Origin of the sequence: Bradyrhizobium sp. 41S5 (assembly GCF_011516665.3) — a bacterium.
In the GTDB taxonomy this organism is placed as follows: domain Bacteria; phylum Pseudomonadota; class Alphaproteobacteria; order Rhizobiales; family Xanthobacteraceae; genus Bradyrhizobium; species Bradyrhizobium quebecense.
The window spans coordinates 7,804,271-7,824,653 of sequence record NZ_CP083721.1 but is presented as its reverse complement, the minus strand read 5'-3'; the positions used below and the strand labels follow the sequence as shown (position 1 = coordinate 7,824,653).

The following is a 20,383-nucleotide window of genomic DNA, read 5'->3' as shown; positions in this document are numbered from 1 at the left end:
CCTCAGTCGGTAATGAAGCCGTAGGTGCCGCGGTAATTCCGAGCCGGCTCGGTGCGGCCAGGCACGCCGTAGACGCGGTTGATGCTGCCGAGCAGGTCGGCCTGCGGATCGGACGCGTTGGCAAAGCCGTCATCCGGACGCGACAGGTCCTTCTGCGCCACGGCGCGAACGACATAGGGCGTCACCAGAACCATCAGTTCGGTCTGGTTGTTGACGAAGTCGCGGCTGCGGAACAGCGTGCCGAGCACGGGCAGGGACGCCAGTCCGGGAAGGCCGTTGATCGCCTGCTTGGTCTGGTCCTGGATCAAGCCGGCCATGGCCATTGAGCCGCCCGAGGGAATTTCCAGCGTGGTCTCGGCGCGGCGGGTCTTGATCGAAGGGATCGTCGTGCCACCCGCGCCGCCGGTCAGCGCGTTCTCGGTCGAGACTTCCGAGACTTCCGTCATCACCCGCAGACTGATGCGGCCTTCGGTCAGCACCACCGGCGTGAAGTTGAGCGAAATGCCGAATTTCTTGAAGCTGACGGTCTGGACGCAATTCCCGATCGTGCCCGTCGACGAGGTCTGACAGGTCACGCCGGTCGGAATTGGAAACTCGCCGCCCGAGATGAAGGTCGCCGACTCGCCTGATATCGCGGTCAGGTTCGGTTCGGCGAGCGTCCGCACGACGCCGGCGCTTTCCATGGCGCGGATCGTCGCCGACACCGACGATCCGAACGATGTGGTGAGATTATTGCCGGCCACGAGCGGTGAGCTGTTCGCGGTGAACGGGTTGCTGTTGGCGAATTTTACCACGGTCGTGCCGTAGTTGAGGTTCGCGGTGAGGTCGATGCCGAGCTGCTTGATCAGGCTGCGCGCGACTTCGGCAACCGTGACCTTCAGCATCACCTGGTCGCGGCCGCGAACCGTAATCGAGTTCACGACCTTGTCGGGGCTGCCGACCAGCCGCGTGGCGATCTCGCCGGCCTGCTGTGCGTCGATCGGGCTCGCTGCGCTTCCGCTCAGCATCACGCCGTCGCCGACGCCCTCGATCTGGATATCGGAATTCGGCAGTGCTGCGCGCAGCGCGGCGCGCACGCCGTTGAGATCGCGCTTGACCGCGATGTCATAGGCCGCAATCTGCTGGCCGGCGGCGTCGAAGAACACGATGTTGGTCTGGCCGACCGTCGCGCCGATGATGTAGGCGCGCTGCGCCGAGCGGACCACGGCGTTGGCGATCTTGGGATCGGCGACCAGCACGTCCTTGATGTCCCTGGGCAGGTCGATCACGATCGATTTGCCGACGCCGAGCGAAAGGAAGCGGGCATTCATCTGGCCGCCATCGGCCGATGCCGCAGGGGCGGGCGCGGCGCGGTAATCGCTCGCCACCACCGGTGTTAGCGCCGGATTGAGTGTGAGCGCCGCGACGGCCGAGAACGACAATGCGCGGACCATGAAGGCCCGCATCGTTCGTTGATTTGCCCCGCCCTTCATCACGTGTGTCCTCATGGTCACTTCTGCATCGTCGCCTGATTGGCAACGCCAAAGCGGATGACGTTGATCGTGTCACCGCGCCTCTGCCGGTTGTCGTCGGTCCTGGTTTCGGGCGCGTTGTTGTCGGCGATGCTGCGCAGCGCCAGCGACAGGACGCCGCTTTGGCGCGCGCGCGCCAGCGTCTCGGTCTGTTCGGGTTTCAGCTCCAGCGTCACCGTCTTGCCGATCAGCGCGTTGGTGCCGTCCTTTTCCTTCGGTGCCTGGTCGATCGCGAGCACGCGGATGTTAGTCAGGATCACCTCGGAGTTGACGATGTCGGCGCCGTTGCGGTCCGGATTCTTGTCCCGCTTCGACAGCAGGACGTCGACCCGGTCGTTCGGCAGGATGAAGCCGCCGGCGCCGGTCTCGGGTGAGATTTCGGTCGATACCGCGCGCATGCCGGTCGGCAGGATCGCGGCCATGAAGCCGCTGCCGTCGGCCTTGACGAGCTTCTGCTCGCGAATCGGTTCGCCCTGGATGAACGGGGCGCGCGCGATCGAGCCAGTCACTTCCTTGATCGCTTCGGCGTTGCTGTCCCTGCGCATGAAGCTGGCGCTGGCGGTTGCCGCCGGCCAGGTCTGCCATTGCAAATCTTCGGGCTTCACGGCCTGGCCAAGGCCGATGTCGGTTTTCGCGACCAGGATGTCGACGGTGGGCAGCTGCGCGACCGGCGGAGCCGGTGCCGGCTTGTCGTCGCTTCCGCTCGCCAAATAGAGCGCCGCAAGGCCGGCGCAGCCTGCGATTGCCAGGACCAGAATGCGGGCCTTATCCATTACGCTTCACTTTCCACATGACGCCGCGACGCTGCCGCCGCCGTGATGGGAGTTGACCAGCTATTCGTCAAAGCATGGTTAATGAGGCGTATCTAAATCGCCTTAACGGGCGGTTACCGCTGCTTTCTCAGCGCATGGCGAAGTGCGCGAGATCGATCGTCTTGATCCAGTCCGTCTCGGGATAGATCAGCAGGGCGCCGAGGGCGAGTGCGATGCCGTAGGGAATTCCGGTCTGCTTGTCGTGCAGGCGGCTGAGCCAGGCCTGGTTCGCGAGCGCATAGGGCAGCGGCCATTGCCGGAGCTGCAGCAGCAGCACCGTCAGGGCGCCGCCGAACAGCGACGCGAAGACCAGATAAGGGAGCAGATGCTCGAATCCGAACCACAGGCCGGCCGCGGCCGCGACCTTGGCATCTCCGCCACCGACCCAGCCCATCGCAAACATGCCGAATGCCACCACCAGAACCAGCGCGCCCGCGCCCGCATGGCTGAGGATCTCGTGCATGCCCATCCCGGTCAGCGGCGCCAGGACGAAGAAGGCGGCCGCCAGCGCCAGCGAGATCCGGTTCGGGATCGTCATGGTCAAGAGATCGCTCGCCGCCGCGAAGGCCATCAGGGCCGGAAACAGCATCAAGCGTGCGATGTCGAGGATCATGGATTCATGCCGTCAAGCTGGAGCTGCGGTCGAGACCCGACGCTAGCGGCCAATGGTGAACAATCGGGAAAGGCCGCCGTGGTCGCCATCAAGGCGCCGACGGCCGGTCCGCCAAATAGCAAAGGCCCCGGGGGTGCCGGGACCTTTGATGCGAGTTCCTGGGAACCGGATTACTTCAGCGAGCTGGCGACCGTGTTGAAGGTGCCCGAGAGCTTGGTGCCGACGCCGTTGACCGCAGCGATGATCGCGATCGCGATACCGGTGGCGATCAGGCCGTATTCGATGGCGGTCGCGCCCGACTCATCCTTCACGAAGCGCGAGACGAGGTTCTTCATAAGTAACTCCTGTGTACACGTGGCTGGTCAAACTAGGTTTGGTCTCGCCGGCGTTCTCAGCACCGTGACCATTCCGGCACCCTACGGTTCGACAATTTCGGCGCAGTTAATTTGATCGTATAAACACAGCGGGAACCCGCAGTTGTTGCGCACAGTAAATTTGGAATTAAGCGGACCGCTAAGATTGCGCATTGTTGCCGGGGGCCCGCTATCGGCACCTGTTCACGGCTCCTTAAGCGCACATCTATACCCATGGGGCTTCCGTCAAATGAGGCCGTCATGCCCAGCCTTCCCTTTGAAGTCATCGAGATGATCGGCCAGACGATGATGAAGGTGGTGCCGATCACGATCGCGCTCGCGCTGTTCTTCACGGTGCTCACTCATTTCTGGGCCTGCAATCCCGGCAAGCCGTGGTGGCAGAAGCGTGAGCTGGTCACCGACATCTGCTACTGGTTCTTCGTGCCGGTGTTCGCCCGCGTGCTGCGGATCGGGCTCCTGGTGGTGGGCGCAGCCGTGGTGTTCAACGTTCACGACGCCGACGATCTGATCGCGTTCTACGACAACGGACATGGCCCACTGGCGCAGCTTCCGCTCTGGCTGCAGTCCATTATCTTCCTCGTCGCCTCCGATTTCATGCTGTACTGGCTGCACCGGATGTTCCATGGCGGCGGCTTCTGGAAGTACCACGCCATTCATCACTCCTCCGAGGATCTTGAATGGATCTCGGCGGCACGCTTCCATCCGGTCAATCTTCTGATCGGCACGATCACTGTCGATGTGATCCTGCTGATGGCGGGCATCTCGCCGAACATCATGCTGTGGGTCGGGCCGTTCACCACGTTCCATTCGGCATTCGTGCACGCCAACCTGAACTGGACGCTCGGCCCGTTCAAATACGTGATCGCGACGCCGGTGTTTCACCGCTGGCATCACACCGGGCTCGAGGACGGCGGCGACACCAATTTCGCGGGCACGTTTCCGCTCTGGGATATTCTGTTCGGAACGTTCCGGATGCCCGAAGGCAAGCTTCCGGAAGATTACGGCGTCGATGCCGAGCAGGGCGTGCCGTCCGAGATCGGCGGACAGTTGGCCTATCCGTTCCGGCAATGACGCCGCCAGCCGGCCGGTGCGATCATGAGCGCAGAGACCGCGACCTTCCCGCGCGCGAAGGCCTTCGCGTTCGCCGAGCTTCCGGCCTGGTTCTGGATGGCGTGCGGCGTCTATGCGCTGCTGCTGTTCGTCGGCGACAGGCTGCTCGCCGATTCCGACACCTACTGGCAGATTGCCGTCGGCCGCTGGATCCTCGACCATCGCACGCTGCCGTCCGTCGACATCTATTCGTTCACCAAGGCAGGTGAGCCATGGGTGTCGTCGTCCTGGCTGGCGCAGGTTCTGTTCGCGAAGGCCTATGACCTCGCCGGGTGGACCGGCCCGGTGGCGCTGGCCGCCGCCTGCGCCGCTGCCAGCTTCGCGCTGCTCACCGCCATCCTCAGCCGCGCGCTGCCGACGATCTACGCGAGCCTGATCGCCCTTGCGGCGTTGGTCCTGACCTGCGGGCACCTGCTGGCCCGTCCGCATGTGCTGGCGATGCCCATTATGATCGTCTGGGCGAACGGCCTGATGACTGCCAGCGAACGCCGCAAGGCGCCCTCGGTCTGGCTGCTGCCGCTGATCGCGCTGTGGGCCAATCTGCACGGCGGCTTTCTATTTGGTTTGGTGCTGGCTGGCGCATTTGCGCTCGATGCGATGTGGAATGCCTTGCCGGCTCAAAGGTTGGCGCTGGCGCTGCGCTGGGGGGCGTTCGGCATCGGCGCGCTGGCTGCCTGCTGCGTGACCCCTTATGGCTGGGGCTCGATCCTCGCCTCGCTCAGGATTCTGGGCCTCGGTGAATTGTTGCATCTGATCGCAGAGTGGAGGCCGGCGACGTTCGGCGAGATCGACCCGTTTGGACTATCGATCCTGGGCCTGCTCGGCGCTGGGCTCTATTGCGGGGCGAGGTTGCCGCTGCCGCGAATCATCCTGGTGCTGGGCTTGCTGCATATGGCGCTGTCCCATGTCAGAAATCTCGAGCTGCTCGCCCTGCTGCTGCCGCTGGCCGTGCTGACGCCGGTCGCCACCCAGTTCGGGCTGCGTGCCGCTAGCCCCGTCCGCCCGAGAGTTGCTCCGGCCGCAATCCTTATCGTCGGGCTTTGCGCGTGGACCGTACTCGTTGCCGCGCGCCAGGTCATATCGCCACCGCCGATCTATTCGCCGGCTGCCGCCGTTGACGCGATGAAGGCGCACAACGTCAAGCGCGTGCTCAACGATCTGCAGTTCGGCGGCTACCTGATCTGGCGTCAGATGCCGGTGTTCATCGACGGGCGCGCCGAGCTCTATGGCGAGGCGTTCGGCATGAGCCTGGCCCGCGCGCTTCAGCTCAAGGACGTCAACGGTTTCCTCGATCTGCTCGCGACCAGTGACATCGATGCGGTGATGCTCGATCCGACCACGCCGGCGTCCAAATTGCTGGATCACATCGGAGGATGGCAGCGCCTCTACGCCGATGAGCGCGTGGTCGTTCACGTCCGCGCCGCCAGTTGAAGCCGCCACTATTTTCAAGATTGCCATAAGCGCACCGCGTCCCGCCCAATGGCAGGACGACGGGATCGGCGACCGGATAGTCCTGCGCGAGGTACCGGACGGTTGGCCGACCTCGGGAAGTCGCGACATCCGCGCAATTCGGCGGTCGATCTTTGCTCTTCCTAAATGAATTGCCGTCAGATTTGCCAGCGTCGGGCGCCGGTCCGCAGCGTATCGTCTTTGCCGGCCAGTTAACGTCCCGGGGTAGAGTATGTCGTTTCAGTCCCAGCGTATTCGCGCCGTCACGCGCATTGGTTTCATCTCGATGGCCGCAGCCATGCTGCTGGGGCCCGCACTTGCAACGGCAGCGCCGGATCCCGACCGGATCGCGGTCAATGTCGATCAGGCCAAGCTCGTCAAGCTGCCCGGCGGCATCGCCACGATCGTGGTCGGCAATCCGCTGATCGCCGACGTCACCCTGCAGAATGGCGGGGTTGTCGTGGTCACCGGCAAGGGTTATGGCGCGACCAATTTCATCGCACTCGACCGCTCCGGCCAGGTGCTGGTGGATCGCCAGATCCAGGTCGAAGGTCCGTCCGACCAGCTGGTCACCGTCTATCGCGGCATCGATCGCGAGACCTATAGCTGCATGCCGGTTTGTCAGCGCCGCATCACCCTCGGCGACGGCGACGCCTATTTCAAGACGACGATGGAGCAGGCCGGCACGCTCAACAATCAGGCCTCCGGTTCGGGCGGCGGCGCGAAGCCGCAGAACTGACGTGGGTCCGTCCGGGCGCTTCACACGCCGGGGCCTTGGCCGATCGCGGGCGGCTCGCCCGACATGCTTAATGAAGGCCTAACGGATCGGGTCGCTCTGTCTCGATCCGGCGAAATACTTCGACAATGACTCTTCGGTAGTTGTTGCCACCATGTTGATCCGGGGTCGTTGATGCCGCTGCCCGCTCATTGTCTTGCACGCCTCCTCCGTCGCTTTCGCCGTAACCGCAGTGGTGTGACCGCGGTCGAATTCGCGCTGGTCGCGCCGCTGTTTTTCGGGCTGCTCTTTGCGATCATCGAAGTGGCAATGATCTTCTTTGCCAGCCAGGTGCTCGAGACGGTAACGCAGGATTCGTCTCGCTTCATCATGACCGGACAGGCCCAGGGCGCAAGCTATACCCAAGCGCAGTTCAAGAGCTACGTCTGTGGCCAGATCAATGCGCTGTTCGACTGCACCAACGGCATCTATGTCGACGTCCGCAGCTATCCATCTGCGACAGGCTTTAGCAGCGTCAACATCACGCCGATCACCGATCCGACCCAGGTGAAATGGTGTCCCGGCAAGGACGGCGACGTCGTGGTGGTCCGGCTGTTCTATCAATGGCAGCTGTTTGTCACCCAGCTGGGCTTCAACGCCTCGAACCTTCCCAATGGCAAGCGGCTCCTGATCGCGACCGCGACATTCAAGAACGAGCCGTCCGGAACGGCTGGGACCACATGCTCATGAGCAAGGTCGTGAAAACCCTGTCTGCGGCCTTGCTGCGCTCAGTTGCTGCTCTCGCGCATGACCGCCGGGGCCTCGCCGCCGTCGAGTTTGCCTTTATCATGCCGCTGATGCTGGTGATGTTCTTCGGCACCGTCGAATTTTCATCCGGGGTCGCGGTCGACCGCAAGGTCACGCTGATGGCGCGCGCCGCGTCAGATCTCACCTCGCAGGCGACGCAGGTGGTGGATGCGGACCTGCAAAACTTCTTCAGCGCCAGCGTCGGCATCATGACGCCCTACGATGCGTCGCCGACCAAGGTCACGTTGTCGGAGATCTACGTCGATAACTCGAACATCGCGCGGATACAGTGGAGCAAGGCCGGGACGATCGCCTCGGGGGCCACGCAGGCCACCGTGACGGCCTCGACCCGCAATCAGGGTGACATCGTGACAAGCATCGTTCCGTCGGCGCTGCTGGTTGCTGGCAGCTATCTGATCTTCAGCGAAGTGAGCTACAAATACGTTCCGACGATCGGCTATGTGATGGCCAAGGCCGGCATCAATCTCAGCGACGTTGCCTTTACGCGGCCGCGGCAGTCGGTTTGCGTGTTCTATGCCCCGACGTCCGCCACCATGCCGACGACCTGCTCGACTTACTAGGACCGTTGCGGCAGACTCGCGATCCAGACAAAAAGGGCCGCACCCGAAGGTGCGGCCCTTGATGCTTTGACGGCAATTTCCCGGAGCTTCGCGCTCCCGGGATATCGGCTTATCCAGCGGCGCGCAGATTGTCGGCCGAGGATTTGCCGGAACGGCGGTCAGCAACGATCTCGTAGGAGATCTTCTGGCCTTCACGCAGAGTGCCAAGGCCGGCGCGCTCGACTGCACTGATGTGCACGAACACGTCGTTCCCGCCTTCATCCGGCTGGATGAAGCCGTAGCCCTTGGTCGCGTTAAACCACTTCACGGTTCCCATGCTCACGTGGGTAGTCCCTTCTCAGATATACAAGTTCAAGACCCGCTTGTCGGCGGGGTGGTGAGATCGAATTTTTGGAAGGGTCGTCAGCGTCTGAACCGGCTGTACCGGTGTTGGCTAATGTCGTCCGGCCGAAAATCGATGGGTAGGATATTATTCGATAGAAGGGCTCAAAACAATCCTGACGTGCGCGATTTTTTGGCCGGCGCAGCCGCCGGCCAATTGTTGCGCAGGACATCACGACGTCTGCGCGCAACGGTTGCAATGTTGAGCCTATCGGCGGCGGAACTGGCCGCCGCGCTGTGCTCCGCCCCGCGGCGGACCGCCGGGTGCGCCACTCGGACGTTCGTCCTTGTGCCGGAAAATCAGGCGGCCCTTTTCGAGATCGTAGGGCGACATTTCGATCGTGACGCGGTCGCCGGCCAGCGTCTTGATGCGGTTTTTCTTCATCTTGCCGGCGGTGTAGGCGACGATCTCGTGTCCGGCATCGAGTTGCACCCGGTAACGAGCGTCGGGGAGGATTTCGGTCACCAGTCCTTCGAACTGGATCAGCTCTTCCTTAGCCATATGTTTCTCCAGATCGAGCGACGGCTAGTGCTTCGGTCGGTTGTTGCGGTTGGGTTGCGGATTCGGCCGGCTCTCGCGATGCAAGAAGGCGACGCCCTGAATGCCTTCGCTGTTGCCGGCCTGCGACGGACGCGGCGACTCGCCCCGGCTCGTCTGCGGCGCGCCATTATTACCACCCCGACGGCGGCGGCGGCGAGGCCCTTTTGCACTTGGAGCGGGCTCATTCCCACGGACATTATGCGCGCGCGGCGCGGAGCGGCCGCCCCGGTGGGGGTGGGTCGCCGGTGCGGGCGCGGCGGCCTCGCGGCTGCCAGGGGAGCCGCCTTGCGTGCGGCGGTCTTCCCGCGGCACGGTAATCCGGATCAGCCGCTCGATATCGCGCAGATAGCCCATCTCCTCGGCGCCGGCGACCAGCGAGATCGCGATGCCGTCGGCGCCGGCGCGCGCGGTTCGGCCGATGCGGTGGACGTAGGTTTCCGGAATGTTGGGCAGGTCGAAGTTCACGACGTGGCTGACGCCGTCGACGTCGATGCCGCGGGCGGCGATATCGGTCGCCACCAGCGTGCGGATCTCGCCGGAGCGGAACGCCGCCAGCGTGCGCTCGCGATGGTTCTGCGACTTGTTGCCGTGGATCGCATTGGCCTCGATGCCGGCCTTGGCAAGGCTCTTCACCACCTTGTCGGCGCCGTGCTTGGTGCGGGTAAACACCAGGGCACGATTGACCGCCTCCTGCTTCAGAAGCTGGGTGAGAACCGCCGGCTTGGCCGCGAAATCGACCTGGATCGCGCGCTGGGCGATGCGATCGACCGTCGAGGCCACCGGCGTCACCGCCACGCGGGCGGGGTCGCGCAGCATCGCCTCGGCCAGCTCTGCGATGTCCTTGGGCATGGTGGCCGAGAAGAACAGCGTCTGCCGCCGGATCGGCAGCTTGGCGACGATTTTGCGGATGTCGTTGATGAAGCCCATGTCGAGCATGCGGTCGGCTTCATCGAGCACGAGGAACTCGACCTGGTTGAGCTTCAGTCCGTTGCTCTGCACGAGATCGAGCAGGCGGCCGGGGGTGGCGACCAGCACCTCGACGCCCTGCATCAGGGAACGGACCTGGCGGCCCATCGGCACGCCGCCGATGGCGAGCGTCGAGGACAGCCGGACGTGGCGGCCATAGGTGTTGAAGCTGTCGAGGATCTGCCCGGACAGTTCGCGGGTCGGCGAGAGCACCAGCACGCGGCAGCTCTTGGGCTGCGGGCGGATACGGTTCTCGAGCAGCCGGTGCAGGATCGGCAGCGCGAAGGACGCGGTCTTGCCGGTTCCGGTCTGGGCGATGCCGACGACGTCGCGGCCGGCAAGTGCGAGCGGGATGGTCTGGGCCTGGATGGGGGTCGGCGTGAGATAGTTTTCTTCTCGAAGCGCGCGGGCGATGGGATCGGCGAGGCCGAAATCCTGAAAGGAGGTCAAAAGGTGGTTCTTTCCATAAAAGCCGTCATCGTCCCGGCCAGTATCGGCCGGAATCGCATGAAAGCATTCGGGGACACCCGCGTGTCTGGGGCGTCAAGCTGGGTTAGCTGAAAGGCGAGCCAGAAGCCGCTTGGGGCGGCTTGAACACGCAGCTCGCGAAGGCACCGCGATGTCGCGGGCATTCCCCAGCATATGGACCAGGAACTGGGCGGTTTCAAGGTGAGATTACTGGATCGATGCTCGAAGGTTCGCTGAACCATCGCGCAAACTGTCACAAACTGGTGCCGGAAATTTAGCCAGAATGTCAATTTTGCCCAAGAAATAATCTGGCTGCTCTTTCAGCAGTCAAGTTGGCGGCTCAATGATTGGGCAGCTGGTACCCGTATTTGCCCGGAACTCGTAAAATTATCGAATTGGTTCATCGCCTTACGGTGCCCGTACGCCGTGGCACAGTTCTTGCGATTCCCTTAACGCAGGCGGCCAAGCGGCCGTTTCGCAAGCGTTCACGCCTGCGTCAGGGAGACGACATTTCATGCTTACTCAGCTTACTCACAAAGTAACGACGATGACCCGCCGCCGCGCGCTCGCGGCGACGGCCGGCCTGGTTTTGGGTCTGGCTGCGTCCTCGCCGTTCGCGCCCGCGCAAGCGGCCGACGACACCATCAAGGTCGGTGTACTCCATTCGCTTTCCGGCACCATGGCGATCAGCGAAAGCACGCTGAAGGACACCGTCCTGTTCATGATCGATGAGCAGAACAAGAAGGGCGGCGTGATGGGCAAGAAGCTCGAAGCCGTCGTGGTGGACCCGGCCTCGAACTGGCCGCTGTTTGCCGAAAAGGCGCGCGAGCTGATCACAAAGGACAAGGTCGCGGTCGTGTTCGGCTGCTGGACCTCGGTATCGCGCAAATCCGTGCTCCCGGTGTTCAAGGAGCTGAACAACATCCTGTTCTATCCGGTGCAGTATGAGGGCGAAGAGTCCGAGCGCAACGTATTCTACACCGGTGCGGCGCCGAACCAGCAGGCGATCCCCGCCGTCGACTATCTGATGAAGGACGAGAAGGTGAAGCGCTGGGTGCTCGAAGGCACCGACTACGTCTATCCGCGCACCACCAACAAGATCCTCGAGGCCTATCTGAAGTCGAAGGGCGTTGCGCCCGCAGACATCATGATCAACTACACCCCGTTCGGCTTCTCCGACTGGCAGACCGAGGTCTCCAAAATCAAGACCTTCGGCTCGGCCGGCAAGAAGACCGCCGTGGTCTCCACCATCAACGGCGACGCCAACGTTCCGTTCTACAAGGAGCTGGGCAACCAGGGCATCAAGGCGACCGACATCCCGGTTGTCGCGTTCTCGGTCGGTGAAGAAGAGCTCGCCGGCATCGACGCCAAGCCGCTGGTCGGCCATCTCGCCGCCTGGAACTATTTCGAATCGATCAAGACCGCTGCGAACGAGAAGTTCATCAAGGAGTGGCAGGCCTACACCAAGAATCCGAAGCGCACCACGAACGACCCGATGGAAGCCACCTATATCGGCTTCAATCTGTGGGTGAAGGCGGTCGAAAAGGTGAAGTCGACCGATCCGGACAAGGTGATCGACGCGCTTCCCGGCATCGAGACGCCGAACCTCACGGGCGGCACTGCCAAGGTGCTACCGAACCATCACATCACGAAGCCGGTCTACATTGGCGAAATCAAAGCCAATGGCCAGTTCGACGTGGTGTGGAAGACGCCGGCGGAAGTCGCCGGCGACGCATGGTCGAAGGAACTGCCCGACTCCAAGGACCTGGTCGGCGATTGGGTCGGCAAGAAGTGCGGCAACTACAACACCAAGACCAACAAGTGCCTCGGTTCGGGTTCCTGATCCGGGACTCCTGATCTGATCAACGACACAACACAACCTTCCAAGACACTGGAGAAGGCGGCGACCGCCGCCTTCTCCTCACACTCCTGCCGGGGTACTGCCGTGTTCGTTCATTGCCGTGATCGCTTTCGCGCACTCATTCTCTCCATCCTGCTGCTGACCTGCTTCGCCCTGCCGGCACTGGCCGGGCCGTTCGAGGACTCGGTCGCCAAATTCGCCAATGACGATTTCTCGGACACCGAGGCGGCGATCGGCGAGATCGCATCGTCGGGCAATCCGCTGGCGTCCGCGATCATCAGCGCGCTTCAGGATGGCCGGCTGCAGGCCGATCCCGACACCAAGAAGGTCTTTATCACGCGGACCGACGGCACTTTCGTCGATGCTGCGACCGGCGCTGCCGTCGACAAGTTGCCGGACAATGTCGCCGACGTCCGCCTCAACAACCGCCTGCGCCGCACCGTGGAGGCCGCGGTCGGCGGCCTGACATTGATGTCGTCGGACCCGGCGAAGCGGCTGTCCGCCGCGCAATCGGTGTTCAAGAGCCACGAGGAGAGCATGCTGCCGACGGTCGACAGCGCGCTCGCCAAGGAGACCGACAAGTCTATCAAGCAGGCCCTGGCCGAGGGGCGCGCCGCCATCATCCTGTTCAAGTCGGACGCGTCAGACAGCGACAAGCTCGATGCTATCGCCGTGGTCAAGGCGCGCGGTGACCAGGAAGCGATGGCGATGCTCAGCGACCTCGGCACAAGCCAGCCGCCGCTGGTCGCCAATGCTGCGGCAAGCGCGATTGCGGCGATCCAGAGCAGGCTGGCAATGTGGTCGATGGTGCAGAACACCTGGTACGGCCTCTCGCTCGGCTCGGTGCTGCTGCTCGCCGCGATCGGCCTCGCCATCACCTTCGGCGTGATGGGCGTCATCAACATGGCCCATGGTGAGATGGTGATGCTCGGCGCCTACACCACCTTCGCGGTGCAGGAGGTGATCCGCACCAGCTATCCCGGCCTGTTCGATTATTCGCTTCTGATCGCCGTGCCGCTCGCCTTCCTGGTCGCCGGCGGGATCGGCGTGCTGATCGAGCGCACCATCATTCGCTTCCTCTATGGCCGCCCGCTGGAAACGCTGCTGGCGACCTGGGGCTTGTCGCTGGTGCTGCAGCAGGCTGTGCGCACGCTTTTTGGCCCCACCAACCGGGAAGTCGGCAACCCCTCCTGGATGAGCGGCGCGTTCGAGGTCGGCCAGATCACCATCACGTATAATCGGCTCTGGATCTTCTGCTTCACACTCGCGGTGTTCGCCATCCTGCTCGCGATGCTGCGCTACACCGCGCTCGGGCTCGAGATGCGCGCGGTGACGCAGAATCGCCGCATGGCCGCCTCGATGGGGATTGCCACCTCGCGCGTCGATGCGCTGACCTTCGGCCTCGGCTCGGGCATCGCCGGGATCGCCGGCGTGGCGCTGTCGCAGATCGACAATGTCAGCCCCAATCTCGGCCAGAGTTACATCATCGACAGCTTCATGGTCGTGGTGTTCGGCGGCGTCGGCAATCTCTGGGGCACGCTGGTCGGCGCCTTCACGCTCGGCATCGCCAACAAGTTCCTGGAGCCGGTGGCAGGTGCGGTGCTCGGCAAGATCGCGATCCTGGTGCTGATCATCCTGTTCATCCAGAAGCGGCCGCGCGGCCTGTTCGCGCTCAAGGGACGAGCGGTGGAAGCATGACCCCGCACATCCTGACCCGCTCGCTCGATCGCGCGGCGACCACCTTCATCCTGGTCGTCGCCGCGCTCGGCGTGCTGATTCCGCTGTCCAACTTGCTGCTGCCACAGGGCTCCACCCTCCACGTGCCGACCTATCTGGTGGCGCTGTGGGGCAAATATGTCTGCTACGCCATCCTGGCGCTCTCGATCGATTTGATCTGGGGCTATTGCGGCATCCTCTCGCTCGGCCACGGCGCGTTCTTCGCGCTCGGCGGCTACGCGATGGGGATGTACCTGATGCGCCAGATCGGCAGCCGTGGTGTCTACGGCAACCCGATCCTGCCCGACTTCATGGTGTTCCTGAACTATCCGAAACTGCCGTGGTACTGGAATGGCTTCGACATGTTCTGGTTCGCGGCGCTGATGGTTCTCCTGGTGCCCGGCCTGCTGGCGTTCTGCTTCGGCTGGCTCGCGTTCCGCTCCCGCGTCACCGGCGTCTATCTCTCGATCATCACGCAGGCAATGACCTACGCGCTGCTGCTGGCATTCTTCCGCAATGATTTCGGCTTCGGCGGCAACAACGGACTGACCGACTTCAAGGACATCCTCGGCTTCAACGTGCAGGCCGAAGGAACCCGTGCCGCGCTGTTCCTGTTGAGTTGCCTGGCGTTGATCATCGCCTTCCTGATCTGCCGCGCGATCGTGACCTCGAAGCTCGGCAAGGTCCTGATCGCGGTGCGCGACGCCGAAAGCCGGACCCGTTTCCTCGGCTATCGCGTCGAATCCTACAAGCTGTTCGTGTTCACGCTGTCGGCCTGCATGGCCGGCGTCGCCGGAGCGCTTTACGTGCCGCAGGTCGGCATCATCAATCCGAGCGAGTTCGCGCCCGGCAATTCGATCGAGGCGGTAATCTGGGTCGCGGTCGGCGGTCGCGGTACGCTGATCGGCGCCGCGCTCGGCGCCGTCGTCGTCAATTACGCCAAGACGTTCTTCACCTCGGGACCACTCGCGCCGTACTGGCTGTTCATGCTGGGCGCGCTGTTCATCCTGGTCACGCTGCTGTTGCCCAAGGGCATCGTCGGCACCTTCAACAGCTGGTGGGAGACGCGGCGCAGCGCGGCCCTTGCGGTCGACAGGGCAAGCGCCGCGCGCGAAGACGGCGTCAGCGCACCGAACCCGGCGGAGTAGGCAGATGAACGTCATGGATACCCGCGCCACTTCGGCCATGCTCTATCTTGACGGCGTGCACGTCTCGTTCGACGGCTTCCACGCCATCAATAATTTGTCGCTGACGCTCGCGCCCGGCGAGATGCGCGCCATCATCGGCCCGAACGGCGCCGGCAAGACCACGATGATGGACATCATCACCGGCAAGACCAAGCCGGACGAGGGCGCGGTGCTGTTCGATGGCACCGTCGACCTGACCCGGCTCGACGAGACCCGCATCGCCGAGCTTGGCATCGGCCGCAAGTTCCAGAAGCCGACGGTGTTCGAGAGCCAGACCGTGCAGGACAACCTGCTGCTCGCGCTCAAGGTCGATCATTCCGTGCGCGGCACGCTGTTCTGGCGCGGCAGCAAGGCCGAGTCCGAGCGCATCGACAAGGTGCTGGAGACCATCCGCCTGACCGATGCGCGCAACCGCCTCGCCGGCAGCCTGTCGCACGGCCAGAAGCAGTGGCTCGAGATCGGCATGCTGCTGGCACAGGACCCCAAGGTGCTGCTGGTCGACGAGCCGGTCGCCGGCATGACCGATGTCGAGACCCATCTGACCGCGGAACTGCTCAAAGAGATCAACAAGAACCACACCATCATGGTGGTCGAGCACGACATGACCTTCGTGCGCGAGCTCGGCGTCAAGGTGACCTGCCTGCACGAAGGCGCGGTGCTCGCCGAAGGTTCGATCGACCAGGTGTCGTCGAACGAGCGGGTGGTCGAAGTGTATCTGGGGCGCTAGGGCGATGCTGAAGGTCGACAACATCAATCTCTATTACGGCGCGGCGCAGGCCTTGCGCGGCGTGTCGCTGACCGCCGAGCCGGGCAAGGTCACCTGCGTGCTCGGCCGCAACGGCGTCGGCAAGACCTCGCTGCTGCGCGCCATGGTCGGCCAGTATCCGATCGCCTCCGGCGCGATCGATTTCGACGGCAAGGACATCACCGCGCTAAAACCCTACGAGCGGGCACGGCGCGGCATCGGCTTCGTGCCGCAGGGCCGCGAGATCTTCCCGTTGCTGACGGTCGAGGAAAACCTCAAGACCGGCTTCGGTCCCTTGAAGCGCGAGGACCGCAACATCCCCGACGACGTGTTCTCGCTGTTTCCGGTGCTGCAGACCATGCTGGGCCGCCGCGGCGGCGACCTTTCCGGCGGCCAGCAGCAGCAGCTTGCGATCGGCCGCGCGCTGGTGATGCGGCCAAAGCTCCTGCTGCTCGACGAGCCCACCGAAGGCATCCAGCCCTCGATCATCAAGGATATCGGCCGCGCCATTTCCTATCTGCGTAATCTCGGCAACATCGCAATCGTGCTGGTCGAACAATATCTCGACTTTGCCTGCGAACTCGGCGACAGTTTTGCCGTGATGGACCGGGGCGCGGTGAAATATGCCTGCGATCGTGCAAGCCTCGATCCCGCCGAGATCAGCCGCCAGATGGCGCTGTGAAGTTGATGTGACGCCGCCTTTCGCGGCGCGCGCAAGGGAGCGTCGGGGGAATGCGGACCGGGATCGCAGGCGCGGCAGCGGCGACGTTTGCGGCAAACCGCGCCCAGGGCGCTGTCAGGTTCGGCGTGCATCGCAAGGATGGCGCGACCCGCCGCGGTGATCTCCATGAATCGGGCTCGCTGCGCGTCCGTTTTCCGTCACCGGAGGACGATGGCCTGTCGGCCATGTTCGTCAACACCGCCGGCGGCATTGCCGGCGGCGACCGCTTCGACATCGCAATCGCGGCCGGTGAGGGCGCCCGCCTGACGCTGACCACGGCGGCCGCCGAAAAGGTCTATCGTGCTCCGGGCGCCGCGGCGCGGCTCGACATCGCGCTGAAGGTCGCTGATGGCGCGCATCTCTCCTGGCTGCCGCAGGAGACCATCCTGTTCGACCGCGCCCGTATTCATCGCCGCTTCGACATCGACCTGGCTGAAGGCGCTTCGCTCTTGCTGTGCGAGATCGTGGTGTTCGGCCGCGCCGCGATGGGCGAGACCATGCGCCATGGCGAGTTCGTCGACCGCTGGCGGATGCGCCGCGGCGGCCGGCTGGTGTTTGCCGAGACCATCAGGCTCGACGGCGAGATCGGTGAGAAACTGGCAAGGCCCGCGATCGCGGGGGGCGGCTGCGCGATCGGCACCGCGTTGATCCTGCCGGGCGACGAGGCGCTGGTCGAGCGCATCCGCGAGGCGTCCGAAAGCTTCGGCGGCGAAGTCGGCATCTCGGCCTGGAATGGCTTTGCAATGGCGCGCTTCTGTGCCCAAGATGCGGCCCGCTTGCGTGCCGACATGATGGCGGTGCTCGGCCGCGCCTCCTTAGTCCCGCTGCCGCGGCTGTGGCTCAACTAGACCCTTCAAGATCATCAGAGTGCTCGCATGAATTTGTCTCCCCGCGAAAAGGACAAGCTCCTGGTATCGATGGCCGCCATGGTGGCGCGCCGCAGGCTTGAGCGCGGCGTCAAGCTGAACCACCCCGAGGCGATCGCGCTGATCACCGATTTCATTGTCGAGGGCGCGCGTGACGGCCGCACCGTCGCCGATTTGATGCAGGCCGGCGCCAAGGTCCTGACCCGCGACCAGGTGATGGCCGGCATCCCGGAGATGATCCACGACATCCAGGTCGAGGCGACATTTCCCGACGGCACCAAGCTCGTCACCGTGCACGAGCCGATCCGATAGGAGTGCGACATGATTCCCGGCGAACTCTTCATCAAGGACGGCGAGATCGAGCTTAATGCCGGCCGCAAGACCGTGACGCTGTCGGTGGCCAACACCGGCGACCGCCCGATCCAGGTCGGCTCGCACTACCATTTCTTCGAAACCAACCCGGCGCTGAAATTCGACCGCAAGAAGGCCCGCGGCATGCGCCTCGACATCGCCGCCGGCACCGCCGTCCGCTTCGAACCCGGCCAGACCCGCGACGTCCAGCTGGTGGCACTCGCCGGCAAGCGCGTGATCTACGGCTTCCGCGCCGAGGTGAAGGGGAAGCTTTGATTTACGCATTGCTCGCCGAATGGAGCCCGATTTACCAGAGGAGACCGTGACATGTGGATGTCCCCGATCTGTCTCGTCTCCGAAGCGGCGGAATTTGCTGCGCGTCGTCATACCGGCATGTCACGTAAGGGACGCGGCGACGAGCCGTACATCAATCACCTTGCCGAGGTAGCAAATCTGATCGCGACAGTGACCGGGGGACGCGACGCCGAGCTGATTGCAGTTGGTTGGCTTCACGATACGATTGAGGATACGCCCACCACGCAGGGAGAACTGGCGGAACGATTCAATGCGCGTGTTGCCGGTCTGGTCGCAGAGGTGACCGATGATATGAGGTTGCCCAAGAGTACGCGTCGTCAACTGCAAGTCATGGAAGCACCTGGCAAGTCGCCCAGCGCAAAGCTGATCAAGATCGCCGATAAGATCAGCAACATTCGCGCTCGCATCCATTCCGATCCTAGCGCGGAAGAACGCGCGGATCTCACCGATTACGTCGATTGGGCCGAGAAAGTCGTTCTGGGCTGTCGGGGCGTCAATGCCGAGCTCGACCGCATGTTCGACGACACCGTTAAGCTTGCAAGGAGCACGCTGTGAGCACGAAGATCAAACGTTCCGTCTACGCCGACATGTTCGGGCCGACCACCGGCGACAAGGTGCGACTTGCCGACACCGATTTGATCATCGAGGTCGAGAAGGATCTCACCACCTATGGCGAGGAGGTGAAGTTCGGCGGCGGCAAGGTGATCCGCGACGGCATGGGGCAGTCGCAGGTGACGAACGCGCAAGGCGCGGCCGATACCGTCATTACCAACGCGCTGATCGTCGATCACTGGGGCATCGTGAAGGCCGACGTCGCGATCAAGGAGGGCATGATTGCCGCCATCGGCAAGGCCGGCAATCCCGACATCCAGCCCAACGTCACCATCATCATCGGGCCCGGCACCGACGTGATCGCGGGCGAGGGCAAGATCCTCACTGCGGGCGGATTCGACAGCCATATCCACTTCATCTGCCCGCAGCAGATCGAGCACGCGCTGATGAGTGGCGTCACCTCGATGTTAGGGGGCGGCACCGGTCCGTCGCACGGCACCTTTGCGACCACCTGCACGCCCGGTCCGTGGCACATGGGGCGGATGATTCAGTCGTTCGACGCCTTCCCGGTGAACCTCGGTATTTCCGGCAAGGGTAACGCCTCGCGCCCGGCGGCGCTGGTCGAGATGATCAAGGGCGGCGCCTGCGCGCTGAAGCTGCACGAGGATTGGGGCACCACGCCGTCTGCGATCGACACCTGCCTTTCGGTGGCCGACGATTACGACGTCCAGGTCATGCTGCATTCGGATACGCTGAACGAATCCGGCTTCGTCGAGGACACCGTGAAGGCGTTCAAGGGCCGTACCATCCATGCCTTCCACACCGAAGGCGCCGGCGGCGGCCACGCCCCCGACATCATCAAGATTGCCGGCCTGAAGAACGTGCTGCCGTCTTCGACCAATCCGACCCGGCCGTTCACCCGCAACACCATCGACGAGCATCTCGACATGCTGATGGTGTGCCACCACCTCGATCCATCGATCGCCGAGGATCTCGCCTTCGCCGAAAGCCGCATCCGCAAGGAGACCATCGCGGCCGAGGACATCCTGCACGATCTCGGCGCGCTCTCGATGATGTCGTCGGACTCGCAGGCGATGGGACGGCTTGGCGAGGTGATCATCCGCACCTGGCAGACCGCCGACAAGATGAAGAAGCAGCGCGGAGCGCTGCCGCAGGACAAGGGCAACGACAACGACAATTTCCGCGTCAAGCGCTACATCGCCAAATACACCATCAACCCGTCGATTGCGCATGGCGTGTCGAAGCTGATCGGTTCAGTGGAGAAGGGCAAGCTCGCCGATCTCGTGCTGTGGTCGCCGGCATTCTTCGGCGTCAAGCCGGACTGCATCATCAAGGGCGGCTCGATCGTGGCGGCGCCGATGGGCGATCCCAACGCCTCGATCCCGACACCGCAGCCGGTGCACTACCGGCCGATGTTCGCCGCCTTCGGCAAGGCGCTGACCGCCTCCTCGGTGGTGTTCGCCTCGAAGGCTGCGGTCACCGGCGGCCTCGCCCGCAAGCTCGGGATCAGCAAGAAGCTCTACGCGGTGCAGAACACCCGCGGAAAGATCTCCAAGAAGAGCATGATCCATAACGATGCGACGCCCGAGATCGAGGTCGATCCCGAGACCTATGAGGTACGCGCAGACGGCGAACTCCTGACCTGCGCGCCGGCCGAGGTGCTGCCCATGGCACAGCGCTACTTTATGTTCTAAAACCACTCCCGGTAACTAGAGCGTTT

General features: G+C 63.6%; 22 protein-coding genes. 15 read left to right on the top strand and 7 right to left on the bottom strand.

From position 1 onward, the window contains the following. Nucleotides 1-2: 2 nt before the first annotated feature. From HAP47_RS37525 to HAP47_RS37510, 4 genes are all read right to left on the bottom strand, one after another. Nucleotides 3-1,472, bottom strand: coding sequence for a type II and III secretion system protein family protein (locus HAP47_RS37525; RefSeq protein ID WP_173643700.1), 1,470 nt, complete (start codon nt 1,470-1,472; stop codon nt 3-5). Between the two features lie 17 nt (nt 1,473-1,489). After that, on the bottom strand, nt 1,490-2,284 hold the full coding sequence (gene cpaB / locus HAP47_RS37520; RefSeq protein WP_173643701.1) for a Flp pilus assembly protein CpaB: 795 nt from the start codon (nt 2,282-2,284) through the stop codon (nt 1,490-1,492). A gap of 127 nt (nt 2,285-2,411) precedes the next feature. Continuing rightward, complete coding sequence (locus HAP47_RS37515; protein WP_173643702.1) at nt 2,412-2,936, bottom strand: A24 family peptidase; 525 nt, start codon at nt 2,934-2,936, stop codon at nt 2,412-2,414. A gap of 170 nt (nt 2,937-3,106) precedes the next feature. Further along, nucleotides 3,107-3,271 carry a Flp family type IVb pilin gene (locus tag HAP47_RS37510; protein WP_173643703.1) on the bottom strand — a complete coding sequence of 55 codons (165 nt, stop codon included), beginning with the start codon at nt 3,269-3,271 and terminating at the stop codon, nt 3,107-3,109. A gap of 279 nt (nt 3,272-3,550) precedes the next feature. On the opposite strand from HAP47_RS37510, the gene HAP47_RS37505 reads away from it, so the two are divergent. The 5 genes from HAP47_RS37505 to HAP47_RS37485 all read left to right on the top strand — a co-directional run bounded on the left by HAP47_RS37505 (nt 3,551) and on the right by HAP47_RS37485 (nt 7,972). After that, a complete protein-coding gene (locus HAP47_RS37505; protein ID WP_173643704.1) occupies nt 3,551-4,381 on the top strand; it encodes a sterol desaturase family protein in 831 nt (276 codons plus the stop codon). 24 nt (nt 4,382-4,405) lie between these two features. After that, nucleotides 4,406-5,851, top strand: coding sequence for a hypothetical protein (locus tag HAP47_RS37500; RefSeq protein WP_173643705.1), 1,446 nt, complete (start codon nt 4,406-4,408; stop codon nt 5,849-5,851). Between the two features lie 250 nt (nt 5,852-6,101). Next, a complete protein-coding gene (locus tag HAP47_RS37495; protein WP_173643706.1) occupies nt 6,102-6,608 on the top strand; it encodes a pilus assembly protein N-terminal domain-containing protein in 507 nt (168 codons plus the stop codon). Nucleotides 6,609-6,779: 171 nt separating this feature from the next. Continuing rightward, nucleotides 6,780-7,334 (top strand): TadE/TadG family type IV pilus assembly protein, encoded by a 555-nt coding sequence (locus tag HAP47_RS37490; RefSeq protein ID WP_173643707.1) that lies wholly within the window; start codon nt 6,780-6,782, stop codon nt 7,332-7,334. Further along, a complete protein-coding gene (locus HAP47_RS37485; protein WP_173643708.1) occupies nt 7,325-7,972 on the top strand; it encodes a TadE/TadG family type IV pilus assembly protein in 648 nt (215 codons plus the stop codon). Before HAP47_RS37490 ends, HAP47_RS37485 begins: the two co-directional genes overlap by 10 nt. Before the next feature lie 109 nt (nt 7,973-8,081). On the opposite strand, the gene HAP47_RS37480 is transcribed toward HAP47_RS37485, so the two are convergent. The 3 genes from HAP47_RS37480 to HAP47_RS37470 form a co-directional block, all read right to left on the bottom strand. Next, entirely contained in the window at nt 8,082-8,294 is a 213-nt protein-coding gene (locus tag HAP47_RS37480; RefSeq protein ID WP_016842648.1) for a cold-shock protein, read from the bottom strand. A gap of 267 nt (nt 8,295-8,561) precedes the next feature. Beyond that, nucleotides 8,562-8,855 (bottom strand): translation initiation factor IF-1, encoded by a 294-nt coding sequence (gene infA, locus HAP47_RS37475; protein WP_016842649.1) that lies wholly within the window; start codon nt 8,853-8,855, stop codon nt 8,562-8,564. A gap of 24 nt (nt 8,856-8,879) precedes the next feature. Then, nucleotides 8,880-10,310 (bottom strand): DEAD/DEAH box helicase, encoded by a 1,431-nt coding sequence (locus HAP47_RS37470; protein ID WP_173643709.1) that lies wholly within the window; start codon nt 10,308-10,310, stop codon nt 8,880-8,882. A 532-nt stretch (nt 10,311-10,842) separates the two neighbouring features. Between HAP47_RS37470 and urtA the strand changes: the two genes are divergently transcribed. From urtA to ureC, 10 genes are all read left to right on the top strand, one after another. Next, nucleotides 10,843-12,171: an urea ABC transporter substrate-binding protein gene (gene urtA, locus HAP47_RS37465; protein ID WP_173643710.1), complete on the top strand. Its 1,329-nt coding sequence runs from the start codon at nt 10,843-10,845 to the stop codon at nt 12,169-12,171. A 138-nt stretch (nt 12,172-12,309) separates the two neighbouring features. Then, nucleotides 12,310-13,887, top strand: a complete 1,578-nt coding sequence (gene urtB, locus HAP47_RS37460) for an urea ABC transporter permease subunit UrtB (RefSeq protein WP_371821838.1) — start codon at nt 12,310-12,312, stop codon at nt 13,885-13,887. Further along, nucleotides 13,884-15,053: an urea ABC transporter permease subunit UrtC gene (gene urtC, locus HAP47_RS37455; protein ID WP_173643712.1), complete on the top strand. Its 1,170-nt coding sequence runs from the start codon at nt 13,884-13,886 to the stop codon at nt 15,051-15,053. Before urtB ends, urtC begins: the two co-directional genes overlap by 4 nt. Nucleotides 15,054-15,057: 4 nt before the next feature. Continuing rightward, entirely contained in the window at nt 15,058-15,819 is a 762-nt protein-coding gene (urtD, locus tag HAP47_RS37450; protein WP_173643713.1) for an urea ABC transporter ATP-binding protein UrtD, read from the top strand. A gap of 4 nt (nt 15,820-15,823) precedes the next feature. Then, nucleotides 15,824-16,519, top strand: a complete 696-nt coding sequence (gene urtE, locus HAP47_RS37445) for an urea ABC transporter ATP-binding subunit UrtE (RefSeq protein WP_173643714.1) — start codon at nt 15,824-15,826, stop codon at nt 16,517-16,519. 50 nt (nt 16,520-16,569) lie between these two features. Continuing rightward, nucleotides 16,570-17,406: an urease accessory protein UreD gene (locus HAP47_RS37440; RefSeq protein WP_173643715.1), complete on the top strand. Its 837-nt coding sequence runs from the start codon at nt 16,570-16,572 to the stop codon at nt 17,404-17,406. Nucleotides 17,407-17,433: 27 nt separating this feature from the next. Further along, nucleotides 17,434-17,736: an urease subunit gamma gene (locus HAP47_RS37435; RefSeq protein ID WP_166302064.1), complete on the top strand. Its 303-nt coding sequence runs from the start codon at nt 17,434-17,436 to the stop codon at nt 17,734-17,736. A gap of 9 nt (nt 17,737-17,745) precedes the next feature. Beyond that, nucleotides 17,746-18,051 (top strand): urease subunit beta, encoded by a 306-nt coding sequence (locus HAP47_RS37430; RefSeq protein ID WP_028334688.1) that lies wholly within the window; start codon nt 17,746-17,748, stop codon nt 18,049-18,051. Nucleotides 18,052-18,102: 51 nt separating this feature from the next. Beyond that, nucleotides 18,103-18,645 carry an HD domain-containing protein gene (locus HAP47_RS37425; protein WP_231168649.1) on the top strand — a complete coding sequence of 181 codons (543 nt, stop codon included), beginning with the start codon at nt 18,103-18,105 and terminating at the stop codon, nt 18,643-18,645. Continuing rightward, the gene (gene ureC / locus HAP47_RS37420) at nt 18,642-20,357 is read left to right on the top strand and encodes an urease subunit alpha (RefSeq protein WP_173643716.1); all 1,716 of its coding nucleotides are present in this window, start codon (nt 18,642-18,644) and stop codon (nt 20,355-20,357) included. Before HAP47_RS37425 ends, ureC begins: the two co-directional genes overlap by 4 nt. Nucleotides 20,358-20,383: the final 26 nt, after the last annotated feature.